Source organism: Pseudoalteromonas sp. NZS37 (assembly GCF_015864265.1).
GTDB lineage: Bacteria > Pseudomonadota > Gammaproteobacteria > Enterobacterales > Alteromonadaceae > Pseudoalteromonas > Pseudoalteromonas arctica.
Genome location: NZ_JADYXL010000003.1, coordinates 228,079 through 252,735 on the forward strand (window position 1 = coordinate 228,079; position 24,657 = coordinate 252,735).

The 24,657-nt window shown below is 36.8% G+C and carries 20 protein-coding genes and 2 pseudogenes; 13 read left to right on the plus strand and 9 right to left on the minus strand.

Annotation, left to right across the window (positions count from 1 at the left end; genetic code table 11):
- Positions 1 to 105 precede the first annotated feature (105 nt).
- The gene (ahpF, locus tag I6F47_RS06940; RefSeq protein WP_165721659.1) at positions 106 to 1,680 is read left to right on the plus strand and encodes an alkyl hydroperoxide reductase subunit F; all 1,575 of its coding nucleotides are present in this window, start codon (positions 106 to 108) and stop codon (positions 1,678 to 1,680) included.
- A gap of 416 nt (positions 1,681 to 2,096) precedes the next feature.
- Here ahpF and I6F47_RS06945 read toward each other — a convergent pair whose 3' ends face one another.
- The 3 genes from I6F47_RS06945 to I6F47_RS06955 all read right to left on the minus strand — a co-directional run bounded on the left by I6F47_RS06945 (position 2,097) and on the right by I6F47_RS06955 (position 5,530).
- Positions 2,097 to 4,118 carry a hybrid sensor histidine kinase/response regulator gene (locus I6F47_RS06945; RefSeq protein ID WP_197183576.1) on the minus strand — a complete coding sequence of 674 codons (2,022 nt, stop codon included), beginning with the start codon at positions 4,116 to 4,118 and terminating at the stop codon, positions 2,097 to 2,099.
- Between the two features lie 410 nt (positions 4,119 to 4,528).
- Positions 4,529 to 4,750, minus strand: a complete 222-nt coding sequence (locus I6F47_RS06950; protein WP_007581825.1) for a hypothetical protein — start codon at positions 4,748 to 4,750, stop codon at positions 4,529 to 4,531.
- A 9-nt stretch (positions 4,751 to 4,759) separates the two neighbouring features.
- Entirely contained in the window at positions 4,760 to 5,530 is a 771-nt protein-coding gene (locus I6F47_RS06955) for an undecaprenyl-diphosphate phosphatase (RefSeq protein ID WP_197183577.1), read from the minus strand.
- 236 nt (positions 5,531 to 5,766) lie between these two features.
- Here I6F47_RS06955 and I6F47_RS06960 point away from each other — a divergent pair, with 236 nt between their 5' ends.
- The 3 genes from I6F47_RS06960 to I6F47_RS06970 are packed head-to-tail and all read left to right on the plus strand — an operon-like array spanning position 5,767 to position 7,888.
- Positions 5,767 to 6,054 (plus strand): hypothetical protein, encoded by a 288-nt coding sequence (locus I6F47_RS06960; protein WP_197183578.1) that lies wholly within the window; start codon positions 5,767 to 5,769, stop codon positions 6,052 to 6,054.
- Positions 6,051 to 7,646, plus strand: a complete 1,596-nt coding sequence (locus I6F47_RS06965) for a PepSY-associated TM helix domain-containing protein (RefSeq protein ID WP_197183579.1) — start codon at positions 6,051 to 6,053, stop codon at positions 7,644 to 7,646. The genes I6F47_RS06960 and I6F47_RS06965 overlap by 4 nt, the downstream gene beginning before the upstream one ends.
- Positions 7,643 to 7,888, plus strand: coding sequence for a hypothetical protein (locus I6F47_RS06970; RefSeq protein WP_197113724.1), 246 nt, complete (start codon positions 7,643 to 7,645; stop codon positions 7,886 to 7,888). Before I6F47_RS06965 ends, I6F47_RS06970 begins: the two co-directional genes overlap by 4 nt.
- A gap of 9 nt (positions 7,889 to 7,897) precedes the next feature.
- Here the strand turns inward: I6F47_RS06970 and I6F47_RS20570 are convergent.
- Positions 7,898 to 8,032: pseudogene (locus I6F47_RS20570) on the minus strand (DUF6363 domain-containing protein); the annotation flags it as partial.
- Positions 8,033 to 8,132: 100 nt separating this feature from the next.
- On the opposite strand from I6F47_RS20570, the gene I6F47_RS06975 reads away from it, so the two are divergent.
- Positions 8,133 to 9,005 carry an SMP-30/gluconolactonase/LRE family protein gene (locus I6F47_RS06975; RefSeq protein WP_197183580.1) on the plus strand — a complete coding sequence of 291 codons (873 nt, stop codon included), beginning with the start codon at positions 8,133 to 8,135 and terminating at the stop codon, positions 9,003 to 9,005.
- A gap of 34 nt (positions 9,006 to 9,039) precedes the next feature.
- Here I6F47_RS06975 and I6F47_RS06980 read toward each other — a convergent pair whose 3' ends face one another.
- From I6F47_RS06980 to I6F47_RS06990, 3 genes are all read right to left on the minus strand, one after another.
- Positions 9,040 to 9,495 (minus strand): NfeD family protein, encoded by a 456-nt coding sequence (locus I6F47_RS06980; RefSeq protein WP_024605673.1) that lies wholly within the window; start codon positions 9,493 to 9,495, stop codon positions 9,040 to 9,042.
- A gap of 21 nt (positions 9,496 to 9,516) precedes the next feature.
- The gene (locus I6F47_RS06985; RefSeq protein ID WP_197183581.1) at positions 9,517 to 10,470 is read right to left on the minus strand and encodes a slipin family protein; all 954 of its coding nucleotides are present in this window, start codon (positions 10,468 to 10,470) and stop codon (positions 9,517 to 9,519) included.
- A gap of 130 nt (positions 10,471 to 10,600) precedes the next feature.
- Positions 10,601 to 12,040, minus strand: a complete 1,440-nt coding sequence (locus tag I6F47_RS06990) for a diguanylate cyclase domain-containing protein (RefSeq protein ID WP_154902943.1) — start codon at positions 12,038 to 12,040, stop codon at positions 10,601 to 10,603.
- Positions 12,041 to 12,423: 383 nt separating this feature from the next.
- On the opposite strand from I6F47_RS06990, the gene I6F47_RS06995 reads away from it, so the two are divergent.
- The gene (locus I6F47_RS06995; RefSeq protein ID WP_197183582.1) at positions 12,424 to 13,317 is read left to right on the plus strand and encodes a cation diffusion facilitator family transporter; all 894 of its coding nucleotides are present in this window, start codon (positions 12,424 to 12,426) and stop codon (positions 13,315 to 13,317) included.
- 69 nt (positions 13,318 to 13,386) lie between these two features.
- On the opposite strand, the gene I6F47_RS07000 is transcribed toward I6F47_RS06995, so the two are convergent.
- Entirely contained in the window at positions 13,387 to 17,886 is a 4,500-nt protein-coding gene (locus I6F47_RS07000; RefSeq protein WP_197100714.1) for an EAL domain-containing protein, read from the minus strand.
- A gap of 166 nt (positions 17,887 to 18,052) precedes the next feature.
- On the opposite strand from I6F47_RS07000, the gene I6F47_RS07005 reads away from it, so the two are divergent.
- The 3 genes from I6F47_RS07005 to I6F47_RS07015 all read left to right on the plus strand — a co-directional run bounded on the left by I6F47_RS07005 (position 18,053) and on the right by I6F47_RS07015 (position 20,729).
- The gene (locus I6F47_RS07005; protein ID WP_197183583.1) at positions 18,053 to 18,604 is read left to right on the plus strand and encodes a hydrolase; all 552 of its coding nucleotides are present in this window, start codon (positions 18,053 to 18,055) and stop codon (positions 18,602 to 18,604) included.
- Between the two features lie 150 nt (positions 18,605 to 18,754).
- A complete protein-coding gene (locus tag I6F47_RS07010; protein WP_197183584.1) occupies positions 18,755 to 20,221 on the plus strand; it encodes a methyl-accepting chemotaxis protein in 1,467 nt (488 codons plus the stop codon).
- Entirely contained in the window at positions 20,205 to 20,729 is a 525-nt protein-coding gene (locus I6F47_RS07015; RefSeq protein WP_197183585.1) for a DUF6436 domain-containing protein, read from the plus strand. Before I6F47_RS07010 ends, I6F47_RS07015 begins: the two co-directional genes overlap by 17 nt.
- Before the next feature lie 60 nt (positions 20,730 to 20,789).
- Here I6F47_RS07015 and I6F47_RS07020 read toward each other — a convergent pair whose 3' ends face one another.
- Positions 20,790 to 21,347 carry a TMEM165/GDT1 family protein gene (locus tag I6F47_RS07020; protein ID WP_101164254.1) on the minus strand — a complete coding sequence of 186 codons (558 nt, stop codon included), beginning with the start codon at positions 21,345 to 21,347 and terminating at the stop codon, positions 20,790 to 20,792.
- A 538-nt stretch (positions 21,348 to 21,885) separates the two neighbouring features.
- Between I6F47_RS07020 and I6F47_RS07025 the strand changes: the two genes are divergently transcribed.
- From I6F47_RS07025 to I6F47_RS07040, 4 genes and pseudogenes are all read left to right on the plus strand, one after another.
- Complete coding sequence (locus tag I6F47_RS07025) at positions 21,886 to 22,911, plus strand: hypothetical protein (RefSeq protein ID WP_197183586.1); 1,026 nt, start codon at positions 21,886 to 21,888, stop codon at positions 22,909 to 22,911.
- Complete coding sequence (locus tag I6F47_RS07030) at positions 22,904 to 23,167, plus strand: hypothetical protein (protein WP_206006128.1); 264 nt, start codon at positions 22,904 to 22,906, stop codon at positions 23,165 to 23,167. Before I6F47_RS07025 ends, I6F47_RS07030 begins: the two co-directional genes overlap by 8 nt.
- 140 nt (positions 23,168 to 23,307) lie before the next feature.
- Positions 23,308 to 23,550, plus strand: a pseudogene (locus I6F47_RS20760) (transposase); the annotation flags it as partial.
- A 227-nt stretch (positions 23,551 to 23,777) separates the two neighbouring features.
- Positions 23,778 to 24,251, plus strand: coding sequence for a DUF2846 domain-containing protein (locus tag I6F47_RS07040; RefSeq protein WP_101216113.1), 474 nt, complete (start codon positions 23,778 to 23,780; stop codon positions 24,249 to 24,251).
- Positions 24,252 to 24,657: the final 406 nt, after the last annotated feature.

Below are 24,657 nucleotides of genomic sequence, written 5' to 3' on the forward strand. Positions count from 1 at the left end.
GAACATCCGTTTGTTGGTGCCTCCTATATCAATATACTTGTTTAAGCACATGCATTATTTGGCATGGGAGGCTTGCTGTTTAAATTTTCCTAAAAGGGTTAAGCCATGTTAGATAACAACATAAAAAATCAATTAAAAAGCCATTTTGAATCGCTTACTCAACCTGTTGAGCTGCTTATTGCCTTGGATGACAGCAAAAAATCAGCAGAAGTAGAAAGCTTAGCGAACGATTTAGCCTCACTGAGCGATAAATTTACGGTAATGAACAATCCTGATACAAGCGCGCGTCGCCCGTCAATGGTTGTACATTCACCTATTAAAAACACTCATATTACGTTTGCAGGCGTACCTATGGGCCACGAATTCACAAGTTTAGTGCTAGCACTTTTACATACTGGCGGACACGCAAGTAAAGCTAAAAGCGAAGACATTAAGCAAATACAATCGCTTACTCAAGAACTTAACTTTGAAGTATATATAAGTTTAAGTTGCCAAACGTGCCCGCAAGTAGTCCAAGCACTTAATACTATGGCAGCGACAAACAGCAATATTAAAGCGACCATGATTGATGGCGCATTATTTCAAAGTGAGGTAGAAGAGCGAAATATTTTAGCTGTACCGGCTGTATATTTAAATGGCGAACCATTTAGCCAAGGTGCACTAAGCCTTACCGACATACTCAATAAAGTAGATAGCAAAGGGGCACAGCGCCAAGCTGAATCGCTAAGTAAAAAAGATAAATTTGATGTACTTGTAATTGGTGGTGGGCCTGCGGGCGCATCGGCTGCGATTTACTCAGCACGAAAAGGGTTAAATACAGGTATTGTTGCCGACAGATTTGGTGGACAAGTTGCAGATACATTAGCAATAGAAAACTTTATTTCGATTAAGGCGACTGAAGGGCCAAAATTGGTTGCCCAGCTTGAAGAGCACGTTAAAGAATACGATGTAGATGTAATGCATAATCAGCGTGCAGCGGCACTTGGTTATAACAATGGCTACGAAATTACACTAGAAAATGGCGCAGTACTCAAAGCTAAGTCGCTCGTACTTGCCACTGGTGCACGCTGGCGCGAAATGAACGTACCAGGGGAGCAAGAATATCGCGGCCATGGTGTGGCATATTGCCCACATTGTGATGGCCCTTTATTTAAAGGTAAACCTGTTGCCGTAATTGGCGGTGGCAATTCGGGTATAGAAGCGGCAATCGATTTAGCTAATATTGTGCAAAGCGTTACGGTACTTGAATTTGCAGACACACTACGTGCTGATGAAGTGCTTATTCGTAAAGCTAAAAGCATGGCTAATATTACTATTATCAAAAGTGCACAAACAACCGAAGTACTTGGTGATGGTAAAAAAGTAACTGGCTTAATGTACACAGATAGAGTGTCGGGAGAGAGCAAAGAGCTTGAACTTGCCGGTATATTTGTACAAATAGGCTTAATACCAAATACCGAGTGGTTAAAAGACAGCGACCTTGAATTAAGTAAATTTGGTGAAATACTGATTGATGCTAAAGGCGCAACGTCACTACCAGGAATTTACGGCGCGGGGGATGCAACCAATACTCCGTTTAAACAAATTATTATTGCAATGGGCAGCGGTGCAACAGCAAGTTTAGGTGCATTTGATTATTTAATTCGTCACTCTGAAGAAGCTGATCAAAGCGCTGCTTAATGTAATTAGTAAAAACTCTCTTGATATAACAGCAAGGCTACACCCATAGCTGTTTGTTAACCCAAGCCGCCCTTCTCCAAAGGCGGCTTTTTTAATGCTTAAGAATTAGCACACGATTTAATCGCACCCACCACCAGAATCACCGCCGCTACAATTTGTGTGAGAGTGCGCTGAGTTACTGCTAGAGGAAACTGGTGAGTCACTGCCAGTATAAACTGATGATCCACGTGATGACTTAGCACTGATAAATGTAACTAACAGCAATACGCCTGATACGATAACTATTGTTATTGATGAACTCCATTGCCCAGTGGAAACGCCTTTAAATACTGCAACAATAAGTACTGTTAGTAATATAGTTCTAATTATGTTTTTAATTTTATATCCTTATTTAACCAATCAGTTGACTACAAACGTTAGCTAACTTTAGCGGTATGCTCAAGCGCGTTAATAACTGCTTTTTCAAGTATGGGTAGTTTAAAAGGTTTTGATATAAACATATCCATACCGGCTTGTTTGCAGGCAAGTTTATCTTGTGATGAAGTATTAGCAGTTATAGCCACTATGTAGGTTCCTTCATGCGAGCAGATTTTTTCTGATCTAAGCTGCTTTGTTGCCTCAAATCCATCGAGTATGGGCATTATGCAGTCCATAAAAATAAGGTCATAATGCTTTTGGCGACATTTTAATACAGCATCTTGGCCATCAACTGCAGAGTCGGCTTTTATATTAAGTTTGCCTAAAGAAGCATGAAGTACCAACCTATTAATATCGTTATCATCGACTACAAGTACTGATAGTTCACTGCCATTGATATCTAACGTTGATTTGAGGTTTTCTTGTTTTTGTTCTGTCCCTTTCTCAATAGGAATATTTACTAAAAACGTAGTGCCTTTATTAGGTGTACTTTTTACCTTTATTTTGCCGCCCATATATTCAACAAGTTCTTTTACTATTGCAAGGCCAAGGCCTGTTCCACCTTTTGAATTTTTAGCATCTACTTCTTGAGAAAAAGGAGAAAACAGTGATTCTAAAAAGCCTTTACTCATTCCTCGGCCTGTATCAGACACTTCAATATTTAAACTTAGCTTAGTTTTTACTTTAGAAAGGCTGGTGTTTAGTGTAACTGAACCATTTTCAGTGAATTTAAGTGCATTACTCAGTAAGTTAGAAGCAATCTGGCTAAGGCGTGTGTTGTCGCTAAACGCCCAGCAGTTGTCATCAATTGTATTATTTACTTGTAGCGTTACATGCGTGTTTTTAAATAGAGGTGTATACAAAGAAGTTAAATCGGTAAAAATTGTTTTTAACAAAAAGTCAGTAGGCTCTAGCTTTAGCTCACCATGATTAATTTTAGAAAAATCGAGCACCTCATTAATAATACTAAGCAAAATATCAGCACTTCTAAGTGCTATTTTTATTTTTTCAGCACGTACTTCTTCACTATGTTCATCAATTAATGTGGTTAGCATGCCTGTGATGCCGTTAAGAGGGGTTCTTAATTCGTGGCTGATTTTAGCAAATAGCATGCTTCTATCTTCAAGTAAGCGCTCTGCTTGAGCTTGCTTTTGTTTAAGCTCTTCTCGAAGCTTGACTGACTCGGTTACATCTTGGCAGGTGCCAAATAATCGGACACATCGGCCTTCATCAAATTCGGCCTCACCAAAGGTAGCCACCCATAAATGTTTATTTTTAGCGGTTACTATTTCTAGTTCTAGATTCCATTTTTTGCCTTTTTCTATGGCTAATTCTACCGCGCGAGTAATGCCTTCACGACTTGGACCTTCTTTATAAAACTCGACTGCAGAATTCATTTGCGGTTGAAATTGTTCATCCACCTCATGTATGAGGTATGTTTGCTCGCTCCAGGTAATTTTATCGGAGATTAGATCAACCTCCCACGTACCTATATTTGCAACGTGTTCTAACTTTAATAAAGTATTACTATTTTTTATGAGTTGTTCTTTAGCTTGGGTGCGAGCAAATTCCGATCCAAGCCATTGTGCAAATAACTCAATATAATCATAGGCTGCATCATTAAAAGCTGGAGAGCTGTTTATGGATGAAAAGTTAACGGTACCAAATATTTTTTCACCAATTTTTATTGGCGCGCCAATATAAGACTCTAACTGAAAGTTTATATAACAGGGGTGGTTTGCAATTGCGCTTTGAGATGCTTTATGAAAAGCAAGTGCAGAGCCTGCAGCGAGCGTATGTACGCAATAGGTGCCTTGTAATTCAAACACGGTACCGGGTAAAAGTGAGTTGTCAGGGGTTTTGGCATATAAAACGGTGTAGCTGTTTTTATCTACTTTACTAATAATACCTAGCTCAAGGTCAAATACTTCTAACCCAAACACTAAGAGCTTATTAATTTTATTTTCAAAATCAAGAGATTGATTAGAAACTATATCGTGAAAACATCGTAAAAAATTCAAAAGAAAACACCCCGTAAGCTTTTGTTCAATTTATATAATACATAGGCCAATTAGGGCATTGGTATTAGTTTAAAATCCAGTTTAGCAGTTTTAATTACTAATAACTAAAATTGATACGTATTAAATTTTATAACCTTATGTTTTTATGAACTAAGTTAGTGGTTTATTAATAGTAGTAGGGCCTGTTGACCTTTCAGGATTAAAAATTGTCCCTAGGCAGAACCCAAAGGGCAGCGCATGTTTGGCATTTATGCTGCGTTATCGCCTATTTATGGGGAATAACCACACTACATAGGCTCTGCCTTGCCTAAATACCAAACAGTCTGCTGCAAATTTAACCTCGAAAGATAAACAGGCCCTTGTATATAGCGTAGCATGCCGCCGAGCATATAATACTCAGCGGTATACTTTTAATACGTTGAATTTGGGGTATATTGCGGGTTGATATCGCCGCCTACTTCCTCTGGGTCAACATCGTTAATAAGCAGTGTTTCACGTACAGCTTCAATGTGATCAAGTACGCTTTGGTAGCGCTCGCCATATTCATACTTTGTTACTTCAATCGCTTTAGGCATGTAAGTAAAAGCTATTTTTAGGGCGTGGAGTGCTTCTTCGTTTATTTTTTCGCTCATAATATTCTCTTATGTGTAGGCTATAGTTAGTAAAATAACACCAAATACGATTCGGTAAAGACCAAAACTAACAAAAGTGAAATTTTCTAGAAAGCGTATGAATAGTTTAATAGTAAAATAAGCAACTATAAAAGACGTTAAAAAACCCACAGCAAGGGCAGTTAGGTCATCTAAGCTAAACAGTTGGTAATGTTTAAGTAAGTCGTACCCTGAGGCTGCTGCAAGTACAGGTAAACCAAGTAAAAATGAAAATTCAGCGCTGGTTTTTCGGTTTAAACCACACAACATGGCACCAACAATAGAGCTCCCAGCACGACTAGTTCCCGGAATTAACGCAAATACTTGTGCTACGCCAATCCAAAGAGCTTGTTTATAAGTAACTTGGGTTACATCGGTAGTTGTGCAGCGAGTCTCTTTATAACTGCGCTCTAATAGTAAAAAAATCACACCGCCTACAATAAACATAACACCTACTACCGGTACGCTAAACAGTGTTTTTATTACATCACTAAATATAAAACCAATAATACCCAAAGGAATAAATGCAATGGCAACTTTCACCCATAAATTGAAATGTTTAGGGCTGAACTTATCTTTATAGTTGGCTAGTACCGCTAAAATGGCGGCAAGTTGGATAATGACTTCGAAGGCGAGGTTAGCATCTGTTGATTCAATGCCTAACCACTTTGACGCTACAATTAAATGCCCAGTTGATGATATGGGTAAAAATTCTGTTATACCTTCAATAATACCTAAAATAATCGCGTTAATTATATCCACGGTTTACTGCTTCCTGAAAAATTAAAAAGCCCGAACTCGGCTTAACTGAAATGACGCATTACTGCGTACCTAAATTGCGAGGCGTAGCATAAAAGCTCTTAAGGTAAACCAACAGTGTTTTTAGACTTAATTTGTTTAATAAATTGCATTAAGTATTAAATGCACAATATAATGACAATTGTTATCATTTGCATGTGCTGTTTTGTATATGTTTGGGCAAATTTATTGAGCGAATAATGAATAATAAAAAAACGTTTACAGCTACACGGCGAAGGCACTTAATTGCGTGTGTATTAGCGCTAGTTACAGCGGTAATAATGATTCCGGGTATGACAACCTATTTACAGTTTCAAATGAATGAACAAATATTACTGCCTATTTTACTCTTTCCTATTATTTGGACTGCGTTGTTTATTTATGCGTATTTGGCGCAAAAAGTATGGCAACCTTTTGTAGTAATGATTGCATTGTGTGTATTACATGGTTTATTGAGTTTTTGGGCGTTAACGCAGGGGCAGGGATGAAGTCGATTACTTTAAAAAAGCTATTTTTATTACATAGCTGGGTAGGAATTATTACTGCGGTACTGCTATTTATTGTTGCATTTAGTGGGGCGTTAGCAGTTCTGTCGCGACCTGAGTTAAAAATATGGGCTAATCCAGAACTACAATCTAGCCAATACGTTGCCAGCGCGCAAATTAACCGACTAGTAAACGAATACCATAAAAAAGTACCTAGTGAATTTGGCGAAAACATTCATGTGTTTTTACCAAGTGGGCATAACTTTCATTTGTTAACGTTGGTATTTGAATCCCACCATGGCGATGAAAATTACGACCAAGAGGTGGCCAGAGTATTTCAATTTCATCCCGATACGCTGACGCTGGAAAATACTTACTATGGGCCTAGTAAAGAGTTTTACGCCAATAAAAAAACGGATGCGCCAACTTATATAGGTGAGTTTCATGCAGATTTGCATTTAGGGCGACCAATTGGGTTAATACTCACTGGGTTTTTAGGTTTAACGCTTTTAGTAAGTGCAGTGACAGGCTTGTTTATTCATCGCAAATTGATAAAAGAGCTCTTTACGTTTAGGCGAGATAAAGGGTTAGATATTGCAGTAAGCGATGCTCATAAGGTTATAGGTATTTGGGGCAGCGTATTTAATATTGTGATTGGTTTTACAGGATCATTTTTAGGGCTCGCGACCATTATTTTACTACCAGCAGCTGCGTTTGTGAGCTTTGGTGGCGATCAAGATAAGTTAATAGAAACGTTTACCGCTATTCCTGAGCCTGTAGTTAGCCACATTAAGCAACCTACAAAAATAGACACTATTTTAGAGCATGCTCATAGTCGTTACCCTGAAGCAATAATTAGGGATGTCACAATAATGGCGCATAACGATGCGAATGCGCAGGTATATTTGCGTTTGTTAGGTGGCGAGGCTGTTGCTTCTCAGTTACTGCATTATCAGGGCAATGGTGAGTTTGTGCAGTCGATGAGTAGTTTTGGTGATATTTCAGGTGTTTCGATAAAAGTAATTGAGTTGATGTTTCCGCTGCACTTTGGGAACTTTGCAGGAGTGTTTGTAAAATTACTTTGGGTATTGCTTGGCTTAAGTACTGCGCTTTTACCTATTTCGGGCATGATGATGTGGCTAACAAAGCGCACACGTGGCAGTAGCCCTTCACTGAGTATGCAGGCATATGCACGCTGGAATCGTTTTATTATTGGCAGTTGTGGCGGTTTGGTATTAGCAAGCTTTGTGCTATTTCCTGTGCAAGTTTTACTTAATTATAGCGTTGTTGGTGTGGCGCAAAATAGCTTTTTTGGACCCGTGTTCTTTTATACGTGGTTGGCATGGTTACTCTTAAGTGTATTGCCCATTGGTTATAAAAACTACTTTAAGCTGACTCTTTTATTATGCGGCGCTTCGCTTGCTTTGGTGCTGCCGCTTAATATTATATTTGGAGTGAGCAATGTTATTAACCTTAATAGCTCGCTTGTTGCGGTAGTAGATATAAGCTTTATGGTGGTGGGTATCGTGTGTATGTTTGTTGCCTTAAAAATAAAAAACACACAAAAATTACAAATTGAGGTACAACCCGCATGAACGAGCTACTAATTACAATTGCGATGGTGAGTTTACTACTAATGATGCTCAATATACGAAAAAACACACTTACATTAGCGACTAAAACATTTTTAAGTGCACTGCTATTTGGTTTAGCGCTGATATGTTTTATGAGTGTTTACGGTATTTTAGGCGGTGCAATATGCACCGTTGTGGGAGCTATGTTAGCTGGTTTACTAACCGCAGTTATTGCGGGTAAAGCACCGCAATTATTAGGTTAAATAATGCAGTTATTTAGCTAAAAAGGCCTTAGCAGTATCAATTCCCATGTTGTAACCACTATTAAGTATTTCAAACTTTTTAGTGGTACGCCCAACTTTAAAATTAGCCGGTGGTGCAATGATATTGATTTTGCAGTCACTAGGGCATGTTGATAAATTAAAGCCAGGTACGTATCGCGAAATCAACTGTTTTCTGGTAAGGTTTGGGTTACAAGGCTTTGTTAATAATAAAGAATAAGTATTTATGTTTGACCCTAGCGTAACCATTTTTGAAAGCACACAGAATCAGCTTGCAGAAAGTCCTCTTTGGCACCCTATGCTGAATACTTTTTTTTGGGTCGACATAAATAAAAAATTACTTTTAAGCAAAAAAATACACAGCGAAAGCCAACTAAAAACAGTTAATATGCCCGATACACTCAGTGCAATAGCGTGGATTGATAAGCAGCACTTGTTGCTAGGTACAAGTACTGGTTTATACAAATACCATATTAATTCGAGCACTCGCCACCTTATTCTTAATATTGAAAATACACAACTAAATAGGCGTTCAAACGACGGCCGCGCTGATCCATGGGGTGGTTTTTGGTTAAGTACAATGGACGTAAATGCTAAAAAAAGTGATGGTAAAATATACCGTTATTATAAACACCAGCTTAAAGTCGTTGTAAGTAACTTGAGTATCCCAAATGGATTGTGCTTTGATAAGCCACGTTTATGCGGTTATTACTGCGACTCTTTAACGAGTTGTATTTATGTATTAGATTTGGATGAGCAAACTGGCGAACCTTGCTCTGAGCCACGTGTTTTTTATCAATTTAATGATACTGATGTTGACCCCGATGGCTGCGTCACTGACCAATTAGGTAATTTGTGGCTAGCTGTATGGGGAATGGGGTGTGTTATATGTTTATCCCCAGGCGGTGAGCTAATTAAAACAATAAAGCTTTGTGCAATAAAACCGACATGCACTGCATTTGGTGGTAAAAATGCTGAATTGTTACTTGTGACATCGGCATTTGATGAATCGATTAATAATACTGTTACTGAACAAGGCGCTGTATTTCAAATCTCAGGCATAAAAAACGGGCAGTTTGAGCCGCCCGTTTTACTGTAATTTATTATACACAGTGCTTGTTTTAAAGTGATGGTTAGCTTTTAGGCTTAACCCACATAACACCCACTTCTTTTTTGGTTACTAAAACCTCAGTACCGGCGCTAATTGGTTGCTCACTTTTGAGTTTCCAGCTAATACCTGAATATTGGTGTGTAGTTAAACCTTGCTCTGTTACATCGCTAGTAAGTACAAAAGTAAGTTCAGCAAAATCACTATTCACTTGCTTCTTATCTACGCGATTTTGCATTTGTTTTAATGGTTTCCAAAGTGCAACGGCTAAGCCAGCTGTTACAACCGCATTACTCCAAAGGGCTGTTGCTAATGAGTCAGGTAAAATACCAAAACTCATTAATAATCCTGTAAGGAATAACGATAATCCAAAAAACAACAAAATAAATGTAGAAAGGCCAAGTACTGCTACTTCTATTATTAAAGCAACAATACCAAGTACCATAAGTGTTTGCGGTAAATTTTGCGTAATAAAATCCATACAAACCTCTTTATTTAGTTATTAACCCAAATTCTTTTTATTTAAGCTATTAATGATTGTCATACCTTGGGCAACCATTGAGCTTGCATCTGTCGCGTTGTCTGGCAGTAATACAATTGATGATTCACGAGCAATCGCTTCTTTAGCCGCGATTGCTTTAGTTGCTAAATCTAACTGAATTGCTTTTTGACCTTGCTCTGTATCTGCAGCTTCACCTATTTTAATAAGTGCATTTGCTTGTGCTTCTGCAACCGTAGTAATAGCTGTTGCTTCACCTTCAGCGCGTAAAATTTGCTCGGCTTTGTCGGCTTCAGCAGCAAGTACTTGTGCTTGTTTTTTACCTTCAGCAACGTTGATATTTGCTTGGCGATCACCTTCTGACTCTAAAATTTGAGCTCGTTTAACACGCTCAGCTTTCATTTGTGCTTCCATCGCTTCCATAATAGAGTTAGGCGGCACAATATCTTTAATTTCGTAGCGAAGTACTTGAATACCCCAAGGCTCAGATGCCTGGTTTATAGCTGCAACAATGTTGGTATTAAGTAAATCACGCTCTTCAAATGTTTTATCAAGCTCCATTTTACCTAATTCTGAACGCATTGTTGTTTGCGAAAGTTGTACAACTGCAAACGTATAGTCGTCAACGCCATACGTTGCTTTGTACGGGTCTAGTACCCTAAAGTACAGTACGCCATCAACTATAAGTGAGATGTTATCTTTAGTGATAGCTGACTGCGATGGTACATCTTGAGCTTGTTCTTTTAAGCTACGATCAGCCGAGATTCTATCAATAAATGGAATAATAAAGTTAAGGCCGGCTTCTTTAGTTGATTGGTATTTACCAAAACGTTCGATTAACCAGGCGCGGTTTTGTGGTACAAATTTAACGCTACTTTTTAAAAGCACGATAACAAAAACAAGTAAAAAAGCCTCAACAGTAAAAACCATATCGAGAATTTGTGTGACTGGATCCATTTAAACATTCCTTATAATAATTAAACGCTGAGTGGTTGTATTGTTTATAATTTCAGCGTGTATAGATTATCACTACAGCGAACTTTTAACCACTAAAACTCACTGTAGCGCGCCGGCTTAGTCGGTTTTTTTAAAAACTGGCTATTTTATTTCTGCCTGTTTCTTTTGCGTTATAAAGGGCTATGTCGGCGTTAGTTATAACTTCTTTAGGTGTTGTTTTTTGATTGGGTATAAGGCTATAAAATCCGATACTCAAAGTGAGGTATTTACTGGCACTTGAAAAGTTATGTTCAATTGCAAGTTCTGCAATTTTTTCCTGAATAAGAACAGCATATCTTTGGCAATGATCTGTGTCGACTGCAGGTAAAATTATCGCAAATTCTTCACCACCGAAACGAGCGGCTAAATCACCTTCACGTTTACAAAGATCATGTAGCGCTTTGGCAACTTGTTTTAACACTTCGTCACCTAGCTGATGCCCATAGTTATCGTTATAACGCTTAAAAAAATCAATATCACACATTATTAAACTAATGGGTTCTTTATTACGTGCGCCGCGCTTAATTTCGCATTTTAAAGTTTGATCAAAACAGCGTCGGTTAGCAATGTTTGTAAGGCCATCAGTATTAACTTGTTTGTTAAGTTTATGATTGGCATTAATGAGTTGCTGCTGAGCTTGTTGTAGCTCTTGCTTGTAATTTAAATTTTTGAAAGCATTAGCAAGCATTTCACCTACTAACCTTAAGCGAATAAGGTCTAAATCAGTCCAGTTTCGCTTTTGAACAACGCAATCACAGCCTATAAAGCCAACGAGCTCTTTGTCATAACGTAGACCAATGCAAAGTACTGATTTTATTTTTTGTCGCTGGAAAATTGTTTTTTCGCTCATTGCTTGAATGGGTAACGACGTTACATCGTTAACTCTAAATAAGTGAGTACGTGCCATCAAACTAAAAAAATATGGGAGATCGCTTTTCGGAAGGTTTTGTAAGTCCTCTTTAAATGCTTGTATATCATTATTGACCCATTCGTGGGTGTTATTTATGGTTTTACCATCCTCGGCAAACTTAAAAAGATAACTTCTATCTGCGTGGCAAACGGTACCAATAGCTTTTAATGCGTAGTTGATATGCTTATCAACGTCGTCGTTTTGAATATCAATTAAGTCAGTTGATATGTTCGAAATAATATTATCAAAATCATATTGTTCATCTACATTATTATTCAATACATCGATTATAATAATGGAGCTTGAGTTAGGTAATTTTGCAAATTTTACATTGAGTAGCAATTTAGATACCTGTTTTGATAAAACAAACTGGCATTGGTTATTTGCAGTGAAATAATCAAAGAATAGCTCCTCGACTAATAGTTCTTTTTTACTGTGATGATTGGTTAAAGTGATGTGTGAAAAATCAATTTTATTAAAATGTGATTTATTTCTTAAGCCAAACAAGTCCTGTGCTTGGCTGTTAACTTTAAATATATTTTCATTGGCATCATAAAGTAATACACAAAACGGCAGTAACTCCAAGTTTCGCCATATTTCATTTGATAGGTTATTACTCACTCAACTCTCCATGTGTTTAAGCCACAATTAAATTGTTATCTATTGTATTTTTATTGTTTTTACTTGGGCGTGTTAATCGTCCTTAGATCGAGCTCAAAAGGCAGCGCATGTTTGGTATTTATGCTGCGTTATCGCCTATTTATGGGGAATAGCCACACTACATAGGCTCTGCCTTGCCTAAAAAACAAAAATACTGGTGTAAATTCAACCACCGAAGTTCAACAAGCCCTACTAATTATTAGCACATTTTTTTTGATTTACTAAGTTTTTAGTGCGTTTGAGGGCAGTACGTATTATAATTGATACTGTATATCATTACCCCTTTCTACTCTAAGCCATCTTTGGTTTATTTGCACTTTAAGTATAGGTTATTCAAGCATTTCATGACAGAAATCACTACACACCAAGCTTCTCGTCGTCGGTTACTTATTGCACTAGCAATTACGTGTTCGTTTATGGTAATTCAGGTTATAGGTGCTTATTATTCTAATTCGCTTGCTGTACTTGCCGATGCGGGGCATTTGTTTGTTCACAATAGCTCGTTATTCATCGCACTGATTGCATCAAGTCTCGCTATTCATTTTGCTAAAACCTATAACGATGGTCATCAAAGAGCCGAGCTTTTGGGTGGTCTGGTGAACGGATTTTTATACCTAGCAATCAGTTTAATTATTTTGTATGAAGGTGGTGAGCGCTATATACACCAGCATGAAGGAAATGAGCTGGCTATTAATAGTTATTTAATGTCGGTTATTGCTGCTATTGGTTTTTTGTTTCATGGTGCTGCTGCATGGGTTTTATATAAAGGCCGCAAAGCGAGTATTAATGTTTACGCGGTATTTTTACATTCATTCTTTGATTTGATTTCTACCGTATCGACATTTGTGGCTGGTATTCTTATATATTTTACGGACTGGGTTGTTATCGATATTTTATCGAGCATGTTAATCGCCTCTTTCGTGTTGTTTACCGGTGTTAAGGTCATTATTAGTTGTATAAAAGGTTTACGCTTAAATAAGGCCAAACTTCCTAAAGTTGCAGATATTGAAAGTGAGATTACAGATATGGAGCATGTTCACAATGTCCATAACGTCACTGTAACGCGTAAATATAAGGGTGTAGTAGTCGGGGCGCACGTTGTACTTAAAGAGCATTGTACTATTGAAAAACACGATGAAGCATGTCGTATGAAGGTAGAACAACTGTTAGCTGAAAAATTTAATGTACGCAATAGTGTATTACAAATAGAAAGCCACGAATGCCATCACATCCATTAGTAGCATTTAATTAATATAAAAGCGTGTAATAATGATTAGCACGCTTTTAATGTTTTAAATCAAATCAAATCAAATCAAATCAATGATATTGCTAAAACAATCGCTTTTACGTAAGTCTTTAGCATCCATTGGCCTTGCAAAGTAATAACCTTGCAGTACAGTACACCCAACCTCGGCTAAAAAGATCATCTGTTCGCGCGTTTCTACTCCTTCTGCAATACAGTAAAGATCTAGGTTTTCGGCCAATAAAAGAATGGTCTTAATAATTGACTCATCCCCTTTATCTATACCAATACTGTTTACAAAGCTTTGATCTATTTTAATAACATTAATAGGAAATTGGCTCAAATAGGTGAGTGACGAGTAACCTGTACCAAAATCGTCAAGTAGTAATTTAAACCCAGCAGCTTTTAAGTTATGTAGCTGCTTGGCTGCTTTGAGTTTATCTTCTAGTAAAATACTCTCTGTTATTTCAAGTCTTAATTGTCTTGGATGAACTTGAGAGTCCGCTAATATAGACATTAACCTTTGGGTTATGTTTGTTTTTAAAATGTGTTTAGGCGATAAGTTTAAAGATATGTAAAACAATGGGTTTTCGCTGAGTATAGGTGCAAGTTCAATAAGAGCTCGTTGCAATGCTTGCTCAGTAAGGAGTTCTATTAAACCGGTTTCTTCTGCTACCGGTATAAAAAGTGCTGGGGATACCAACTGTCCTTGATTTTTCCAGCGCATGAGTAACTCCACGCCATTTATCGTTTTTTCTTCTATGTCGATAATGGGCTGATAGTGATTAAAAAATCGGTTGTCTTTTACTGCATCTTTTAAATCATTTTCGAGCAGTAACTTTTGTTTTATCAGCTCATTCATTTCATCGCTAAAAAACTTAAAGTCGTTTCTCCCGCCTTGTTTAGCGTGCATCATCGCAACATCGGCATTACGGATAAGTATATCGGTGGTTACAGCATCAAATGGGTATAGAGCTACGCCAATACTTGCTGAAATATTAATAGAGAAGTCTTCAATAATTACTTTATTAGCTAACTCATTACTAATTTTTCTTACTGTATCGCGAAGAGACTGAAGCGATTTTATATTTTGAATCAGCACTAAAAATTCATCACCACTTTGACGGCCAAGTTTTGCGTTTACGCCAAGCATACCGTTTACTCTTTGGGTAATATTACAAAGTAGCTTATCGCCAACTGCGTGGCCAAAAGAGTCGTTAACAGGTTTAAACTTATCTAAATCAATAAATAATAATGCGCATTGTGTATTACTTTCATTGGCATGTTTAATCGCGTCTTCAATATTTTTATACATTAAACTACGATTAGGTAGATGCGTTAGAGGATCAAAATTAGCCAAATAGCGCAGTTCGTTTTCTGCACGTTTTTGCTCAGTTAAATCTGTAATAACAACTACGTAGTAGCTTGCAGTATCTTTTGTTACGGCTGTGGCGCTTATATGTATTGGATGTTCGTTACTTTTTGCTGTTTTTATATAAGCATCACTTTGCCAGTTTTCTGTAGCTTTTAATTTTTTTAAAATATTTGCAAACTCTCTACACTTATCTTTACCAATGGCCCTAATAAATAATTTTGGGCTAATTTTAGTGGCTGCTTGTTCATTTGAAAACGTTTCAATAAAACTGTTGTTCGCAGAAAATGGCATTAAATGCTTATCGAGTATAAGTAACCAGTCGTTTATTTGGCTAAACGCTTCACCTAGAATTTTTGCTTGTTGCTCATTAGCCCGTTGCTCAGTGATATTGGTATATATGCCAGAAACATATAGCGGCTCATTTGTTTGAGGATCGTATATAACTTGTCCTGTATCTTGATACCATAACCAATGCCCATTTTTATGCTGTAGACGATAAGTTGCTTGCCAGTTTTGTTGTTTTTTGTACTTGAAGTAGTTTTCCCATTGGTTTTCAAAACGACGTCGGTCATCTGGGTGTATTAGCGCTAAAAATTGTTCTATGTGTACGCGTACAGGCAAGCCTGTATAGCCTAATTCACTTCCTCTGAGCGTACTTACGGAAGCATCTTTAAAATTATAATCCCACACGCCACTTTTGTTATTTTTAAGCGCGAGTTCTGTTTGCTTTTGCGAATGAATAGTCGCTCTATGGGCTTGTTCAATTGCAACTTGGCGGCTGCGGTATTGCCAAAAAATAAAAAACAACACGGCTAGCATTAAGGTTATATAGGCGGCAATAGCAAAGGGCGACTTCCATGGAGCATAAGCTACGTTGATGTTAAGCGTGACTGGTTCGCTTGTAACAATACCATCGCGATTATGTGCTGATATTTTTAGTGAGTAACTACCCGGTTGGAGCTTTGTGAAAAATACTTGATTAGATTGTAAGTCTTCATATGTAAGGGACGTAGGCCCTAAAAGGGTAACTTTATAATACGCTTTGTCTATATTGGGGTAAGAAAAGTTAGAAAAACTAACCGTCAACCCCATATCTTCATGATCTAGCTCAAGCGGTTTGCTAAGGTATTTATGAGGGTGATAATTGAGCTCCTTAGTAAAGAGGCCTATATCAGTAATGGCTAGATTGCTTTTTTTCAGTTGTTCTTTTTCATTAAAGTCTACAGGGTTAAATAGTAGAGCTCCGGCATTGCTGCCAAAAATTAACCTGCCATCATTTAATGTTGTTGCTGCAATTTGTGTGAATTGGTTTATGTTCAACCCGTCTTTCACTGAATAACTCACCACATTAAGTGTATCTAGGTTTATTTGATATAAACCATTGTCGGTACTTGCCCATAAAAAACCATTTTCATCAGGAAGTAACGAATAGATAGAGTCAGTATTAAATGAATTTTTTAATCCTATGTAGTGTTTTCTCTCATAAGTAACTGGGTCAACACCAAGTAAGCCTTCCTGGGTGGTTGCCAACCATAAAGTATTCCGTTTTGAGTCTAAGTAAAAGTTTTCTACAGTGTAAAAAATATCTTCTTTAGGATTAAAAGACTGAAATATAGTCGTTAAAGTTTTCGTTTTTTCGTTGTACCTAAAAAAACTTTTTGATGTACCAAGCACAAACTCTTCAGGATGTGTGTCGAGGTGTTTATAAAAAGCGTAAGAAAATAAAGGGTCGACTTGCTCTTTGAGTCCCTTAATAATTCTTGTTTTTCCGGTTGTTTCATTAAAAAGATAAAAGTTATCATCAGACATAAATGCATATGTGTCTGCAGATAATTGGGCAAAGCCAAATAAGTTGGATCGGTTAATTACATCATTCTCTGTGTCTTGGTTTTCAACAACTTTACCTGTCTGCTTATCAAAAAGTTTAAACCCGTTAAAAGTAACAAGCCAAAGAAACTGATCATCTCCAATCGAAGACGCAAAAATATCAAATACCGCAGATGCTCCATATATGGCTTTTGAGTCGGTCGAGCTTAAATATACTTTACTTTTATTTGTAACTTTGTCGTAGCGCGCAATACCATCTTCGGTCCCTAACCATATAATATTATTTTTATCTTGATAGGCAGCATGAACAGTATTATTCCCTGGTAAAAAAATATGTTTAAACCGTTGAGTTTTGACTGGCCAAGTAAACACCCCTTGGGTTCTAGATGCGAGCCAAAGCACGCCGGACTTATCAATCATTAGATCGTTGATTGAGTTTTCACTAATATTAAACTTACTTTTTTCATAATTTAATATGAACTCTAGTTCTTTGGTTTCGCGGTGATAACTGAACAATCCACTTTCGGTTGCTACAAACTCCCCGTAAACAGTATTGGCATAATCCCATATATTATAATCAGGGATTAAAGTTGTAATATTTGCTGCAGATATATTTTTGTTATTATCGAATGCTAATTGATACATGCCTTCAACAGTACCAACAAGTAATCCTAATTCATTATCAACACTTAAGAATTTGACGTTTATATTATCTATCGTATTTTTTTCAGGGGGGTGAAGAGGGATTTTTACAAGTTCTGAATTATCTATATTTGCAGTGTATAAACCATCATTTGTACCAATATATAAAGTGTTTTTATATATCGTTAATGACCTAATGTAGTCACCTTCATTTGGTAGAGCTAGTTTAAGTGTAAAGCGTTTACTCGTCTCATCAAATGTATATATTTGACCATCTATGGCGAAGTAAAAAGTATTTTGTTTTTGGGTCATCGCGGAGATTGGAGAAAACATCTTTTTTTCTTTATCTATTTGACCAGAATAGATTTTTTCGGTTTTTAAAGTGAGGGGATCTATTATATACGCACCAGAAAGATCAGTTGAGACAATGATTTTTCCGTCTTCGGCTTTAAATAACGCATAAATATAGTGTTTATCTAAGCCAAAGCCACCATTAAAAGTTTTTACATTATAACCATCAAAACGGTTTAAACCCTGTTGGGTTGCTATCCAAATATAACCAATATCATCCTCTTGAGTCTGCAAAACGTAACTTTGCGATAGGCCTTCGTCAGTAGAAATTCGTTGTAATTGTTGAGCATAGTTTTGTGATGCAAAAGTGCTTTGGATGCATAGTAAAAAAACAATGGTGATATGAAAAAAAAGTTTGCTCAAACGCACTTATAAACACTCTCAGTGGAGGATAGGATGATACTTAGCTAGATAGTAAATATAGCATAAGTTTTTATTTTTTAATTACAAATAATATACGTAAAGTTAAAAGCTCTATTTTCAAATAGTGAGCTAATCTATATAGATAACAGTTAATGTTCATAAGGAGAGTATAGTGGTTTTATCTAATATTGATGCAAAAAATAGCGTGTTATTAATAATAGACTTACAAGAGTTGCTTGCTCCTGCAATTAAAGACTTTCCGAATATTTTAAAAAGTACACTGCAGTTAGCGCAGGCGGGTATTATTCACGGTGTCCCAGTCTTAATAACCGAGCAATATGTCAAGGGGTTGGGCGAGATTAATCAGCAAATTAAAAATACGTTACCTAATGCTACGTATTTTCATAAAACGTACTTTAGTGCGTGTGCAGAGCCTGGCTTTGTTGATAAGTTAAAAAGCTATGGTAAAAAGCAAGTTATTGTTGTTGGCACTGAAGCGCATGTGTGTGTTTTACAAACATGCTTAGATTTAATAGAAAATGGTTTTGAAGTTATTATCGTACACGACGGAGTTGGCTCGAGAAATCCGCAACATAAAAATTTGGCGATTGAACAGCTACGCCAAGCGGGTGCGGTAATTTCATGCGCTGAAATAGTTATTTTTCAATGGACAAAAAAAGCAGCAACGCCTACGTTTAAAAAAATACTGCCTATAATTAAGTAGACCGCATGTATATAATGTAAATTAAATGTATTATTTTTTTTGATGTGTCGGTAGTTTATTATTGTGTTCAGTGAACTGAAACTCGTTTTTACACGTATATTGCAGACTGCTTTATAAAACAACAATGCAAACAACAATTTTAAGGTTTTTATGTCTAGTATTGGCCGGTTATTTACAATTATTTTCAGTCTTTTGTTTGTCGAGTCTATCGCTATTGGCTTGTATTTCGACACATTAGCGCAGGCCTTTATGATAGGTTTGCCATTGTGTTTATTACCTATATGGCTTTTAAACACACAAGGGGACAGCCCTGTTACCCCGCATGTCGTAGCTGCCGCCATAATGATGTTTTCTTTTTTGCACATACAACAAACTTTTGGGTTGATTGAAGTCCATTTTGAAATATTTATTTTAATGCCCATGTTAATTGTTTTTGTACAATGGCGAGTGTTTATTACTGCAATTGTATTCGTGGCAGTTCATCATTTGTCTTTTTATTATTTACAAACTCAAAATACAGGGTTTTACGTATTTGACCCTGATAGGCTTGCTTTTACTACGGTGCTTATTCATGCTGGATACGCAATAGTTGAAGTGTTAGTTGCAGGCTACATTGCCGTAATGTTGCAACGTGAACGTCGTGCGGGCCTATCTTTAAGTTATGCGACAGAGCAAATCATGCAAGACCCTGAAAATATTAAACTCTCTCTTCGCGCTGATGACACTAAAAGTGAGGCTGTAGCAGGGTTTAACACGTTACTAGATTACTTATCTGATGTTATTAAGCAGGTACAAACTCAATCAGAATCACTGCAAAAAAACTCACAAGAGCTTATACATGTTCATGATCAGCTGGCCGGTGGTGCAGTGCAGCGTACACAACAAACTGATGATATTGCTAATTCTGGCGCTCAAGTTGCTAATGGTTTTAAACTTGTAGAAGAAGAAAGTGAGGTGCTTAAGCGTCAAGTAGACCATATTACACAAGCTGCGAGCGACGCATTAAAAGAAGTACTTCAAACAGATGCTAAAAGTAGAGAGCTGTTAACACTACTTAACCATACTGAAGAAAAAATAAACCACTTAGTGGCAGCGGGCGATGTTATTTCAGGTCTTCTTAATGAGATATCAGGTATTGCTGAGCAAACAAACTTACTTGCTTTAAATGCCGCTATTGAAGCTGCCCGTGCAGGCGAACATGGTCGAGGTTTTGCTGTCGTTGCTGATGAGGTAAGATCTTTAGCTAACCATAGTAAAGCAACAACAGATAAAATTAGTCTAACATTAAAAGATCTTGTTAATAATAGTAAAACGTCAACACAATCAATGAGTCAGTGTGTGAGCTTTGTAGTTGATTTAACAAGTATTAGTGCTGCAATGAAAGAGAATATTTCAGCAATGAGCGAGCAAATAGCCGCAGTATCTTCAAGCTCTGATTCAGTTGCACAAGTTGTAGCTGAGCAGGCAGGTAATACTGAGTTAATAGCAAGCAGTACTGATACTATGCGCCAAAATCAGTACCAAGATACGCAAATAGTGCAGCAGTTAACCGCCAAGGTGCAGTTAATCGATGTAAGTATTGATGTGTTAGAGCAAAGCATTGCCAAGTTTAAATAAATCCAACACTTTCGTATTTTCGCTTATAGCTACATGGCTTATTTGTGTTGTTGCAGGGTTAGTTTATTTTCAATTAGAGCAGCTTAAACCGTTTGATAGCTCAAAAGTTTTATTGCAAAAACACTGGTTTAATAACTTTAAAAAGCAATTGGATTGGGTTAATACTGGTGAGCCGTCTTTAGTGCTTATAACAGAAAAAAAATGCGGGTGTACTATACAAGCTAAGCCGCATATTTCATCGTTAACCTCTTTTGCTGCCAATAAAGCTATGAAGGTTGTACAAGTTGAATTAACACCAAAGCTTAAACACGTTATTCCGGCAACGCCTGCCGCCGTTATTATTAATAAAAACGGTGAGTTTGTTTATGCTGGGCCGCTCTCTGAAGGATTAGCTTGTGCCCAAGGAAGTGGTTTTGTTGAAACTGCGGTCACTAATTTAGCTGCTGGTTTTAACTCAAATCTCTTAATTACACAAACCAAGGGATGTTACTGTGTAAATAATGCATAAATAACGTATCGATAAACTAAAGCTCGCACTTAAATCAACAGTTGCGAGCTTTAATATTGATTAAATTGTAACTAAGCCATAAATACCTAATGACACAAACACAAAAGCAGCAATAGCACGTACGGTGTTTAGCGATATTCTTTTTAGTAATGCATTACCAGCGTATATAACAGGCACGTTAGCAATTAGCATACCTAACGTGGTTCCTACCGTTACCCAAAACACAGACTGATATTGTGCGCCTAACAACACCGTCGCTATTTGTGTTTTATCACCAATTTCTGCAATAAAAAATAATACAAAAGCGACTAAAAAAGCCCCGTAGCTATCGTATTTACTACTTACAGCTTCGTCTTTGTCTGGGACTAATAGCCAAAGGCCAACAACAATAAAGCTGATGTTTACAAGCCAAGGTAAATATTCAGAAGAAAAACTATTACTTAACCACTGCCCAAACCACGCTGATAAACCATGATTGAGTAAGGTTGCGGCTAAAATACCAAGAATAAGCGCGCCTTTATTACGAAAACGGGCGGCTAACAGGAGCGATAAAAGCTGGGTTTTATCGCCTATTTCGGCAAGTGTGACAGTGACGGTTGAGGTTAAAAAAACTTCCATTATTGATTCTTACAGGCGGGAATACTAAACCAAGGCAAACAACTATCTCCCGCCATGAGGATAGTGTCTACCTAGGTCTCGCCGATAACGCTTGCTACAACATTACAAACTTACCATGCACATGAGGTGCAATTATGTTGATAAGTTTACTCATTACTGAGCGGGCTACTCCCCTAAGAGGCGGGCATTATTCCACAAAACTTTTGTGCGGTAAATATTAAGAATCATACATAGTTAATTTATTTGGGAGTAATAACGTTAGCTTTTAGTAATTAGTTGATAGTCAGGAAAGAGCGATAACCGGACACTGAAAAAGTTAAATTTATTCCTGTGTTTCGAGTAGAAATCTAATTTTGTCCAATAACATTATTAAACGCCGCTTTGGGGCAAAATAAGATCCTTAATTCCTAGCTGTTTAATTACTTGTTTACAAAAGTAATTGTTGGTGAAATTATCAGGGTATGTAATCCCCCGTTTTGATATGCTATAAACCACTAAAATGCTGTTCAATAAGCAGTTATGCATAAAGGATTAAGTAATGGAGTCAATTCCACCATACGAAGGAAAGCCAACGGTTTACCTTGATCAGAATGTTTTAGATTTTTTCACGACACAAGGATTAGGTGAATTCGGCCAAATGCTTATAAAAGATTATCAAGTAGTTTATTCAGATGAAACGCTTAAGGAAATTCGGCGTTCTAAAGGTTTTGAAGAGATTTTCCTTAACGTGCTTAAAGATCTTAAAGCTAACTATTTAAAATTAATTGTTGAGCCACCTAGCTTTACCATCACTGACAACGCCACAATAAGTGAACGTGATCCTTTTGTTGTCTATAAAGAATACTGTGAAAATATTGACGATGGTGTCGACATAGAAAATGCAATGCAACAATGGTTGTTCAAATTCTCTGGTGGCAGAAAAGGCGATAGCATAAATGATATTCATAATGAACAAATCTCTGCATTCTCCGAGCTAATGGAATCAGTAATGGATAACTCTGACGAGTTTCCCGTAGAGACTCAAAGACAATTGCAAAGCTACACTCAGGAAATGATTTCTCAGTACAAAGCAACATTAGAAAGAACTGAAAACATGATGATTGAGAATATTGAAGATGATAAAAATTGGGATGGAATTAAAGATTTCCGTTCACAGGTCGGAATTGGCCCCAAGCAACTCAATAATATTGAACCACCAAATGTACTTGTCAAAATTTGGGGTAAACTAAAAAGTCTCCCAACCTATAGCCAAGCAAACATGGATATTGATGACTTGTTTCAACTAAAGAAGAATCCTATTTACCCAGAACAGCCATATTTTAAACACCAAAAAGTGACGGGGATTTATAATATGTTAAACACTCTGGGGTATTATCCAGATTCAAAAGTACACAAAGAAAGACGATTTATTGCAGCAGCAAGTGATAATAGTCACGCATCTATAGCATCATTTTGTAATTTCCTTTTATCCAATGATGAGCATTTTATTAAAAAAGTTAATGCTGCATATGAGTATCTTAAAATACCAACACTAGCTAAACATGTGGTGTTCAAATATGCATAACAAGCTGTTAAAAAATGATGAAATACAGTTTTTCAACATTGGCCGTTTAAATACAGACTTTGGGATTTCTCGTGTATCAGGTGATTGGTGTTCAGAAAAACCTGAAGTTGAAAATATCAAAATTAAATCAATCGAAGTTATGGGAACTGATGGCTGGGTTTCACTCAATAAAACTAGCGAAAGCAATTCTCAATTGATTAATAGTTTACTGTCACTACTTTTGTCACATTTACTTTTAAAAAACAGTGCTGTTTAAACGTAAATATTACAAGAATCTAAGGTTACGCCCGTCCGCTTAATAAATTAATTAGTAATTAGGATGACACCCATCCTAATTATTATGAAAAAAGCCAACAAAAACAGTATGAAGAGTGCATTTTTATAAATAATTAGTTACGCAAAAAACTGAGCTATGTTGATAAGATGAAAGTAAAAATAGACAGTCCGATAGGTCGACGACAATATAGCAAACGACTCGGCTGTATCGAACCGGCTGTCCTTTAAATAAAAAAGCGGAACATTACAGTGAACAAAGGCATGAATAAACTGACCTTGCGAGGACAAACGAAAGTGAATGCGCAATGGCAAATGTATTACCTTGTTCATAATACAGAAAAGCTGCAAAACACGATGCATTAAGAAGGGTAAGCCCTCTTACTCTAAATAAAAGCCACTCAAACACCCGTAATCCCTTCCAAAACGCCAATTAAAACAATATCAAACACTTCTATATTCTGCGTAAAAATACAGTAATCAATTGAACCAAAATAGGAACTCAGCTATGGTTTGTTTATCAATAAAAACAAATTTAAAAACGAGTTAATCTACAGGCTCGTTAGCCTTCATAGGATAGGGATGAGAAAACTTTGAAACTATATGGAATTATATTAGCTATTTTAATAAGTGGCTGTTCAGCTACCGGCGTAAAATTTGTTGAACCGACTCTGATCAACAAAAAGACTGCCACTATATATTTTATGAGGCAGGATAAATTTCTTGGTGCTGCTGGATGTCGAACTGTATTAGTAAACAATTCTGATATTGGGTGTATCAAGAATGCGGGCTTTTTGAGAGTGGAAACTCCTCCAGGTAAGCGAGTTATTAAATTACCAAAAGTAACTGAAACAGATTGGGCGAATGAAACTTCAGTTGAGCAAGATTTTAAGTCTGGTGAAATTTACTATTATGAATGGACCCATGAACTAGAGGATTTTTATGTAATTCCTGCTGGCGCTCTAGTTGTAACTGGTGGGAAGACAAAAGCCTCCATTATCAAACACACTGAGCAGACAGCTTTACCAATATTAAAAGAACTCAGAAATTCTAAAAATGAAGGCTAACAAAAACATTATGGAGGGAATTTTACTCGCTGGCCTTCGGCCAAAGCGCTTGTAAAATCCCCATATTCAAAGCGTTACCAATATCCGCTCATGGCACAAACCGGAAATCACCCCTCCATAAATTCCGTATTTATACATTAAGGTTTTTAAGCCTTAATGTAATTAATTTTCAACCATTCAAATATTTAGCTAAACCTAATTTTACTTACATTTAAGGTAGGCTCTAATTAACAATGCTCAATTTATGCACTATACTTTAGCTGAATTTAGTTTAGTTTTTTAAAGCTGTCGCGAATTCTCAATTTAAGTGGCACTGGCCAAAAAAAGTTTAAAATAATACATATTAGTTAAATAACAATTGATAACCATTTTCGTTTAGATTAGTATGTACGCACTAAATGAAATT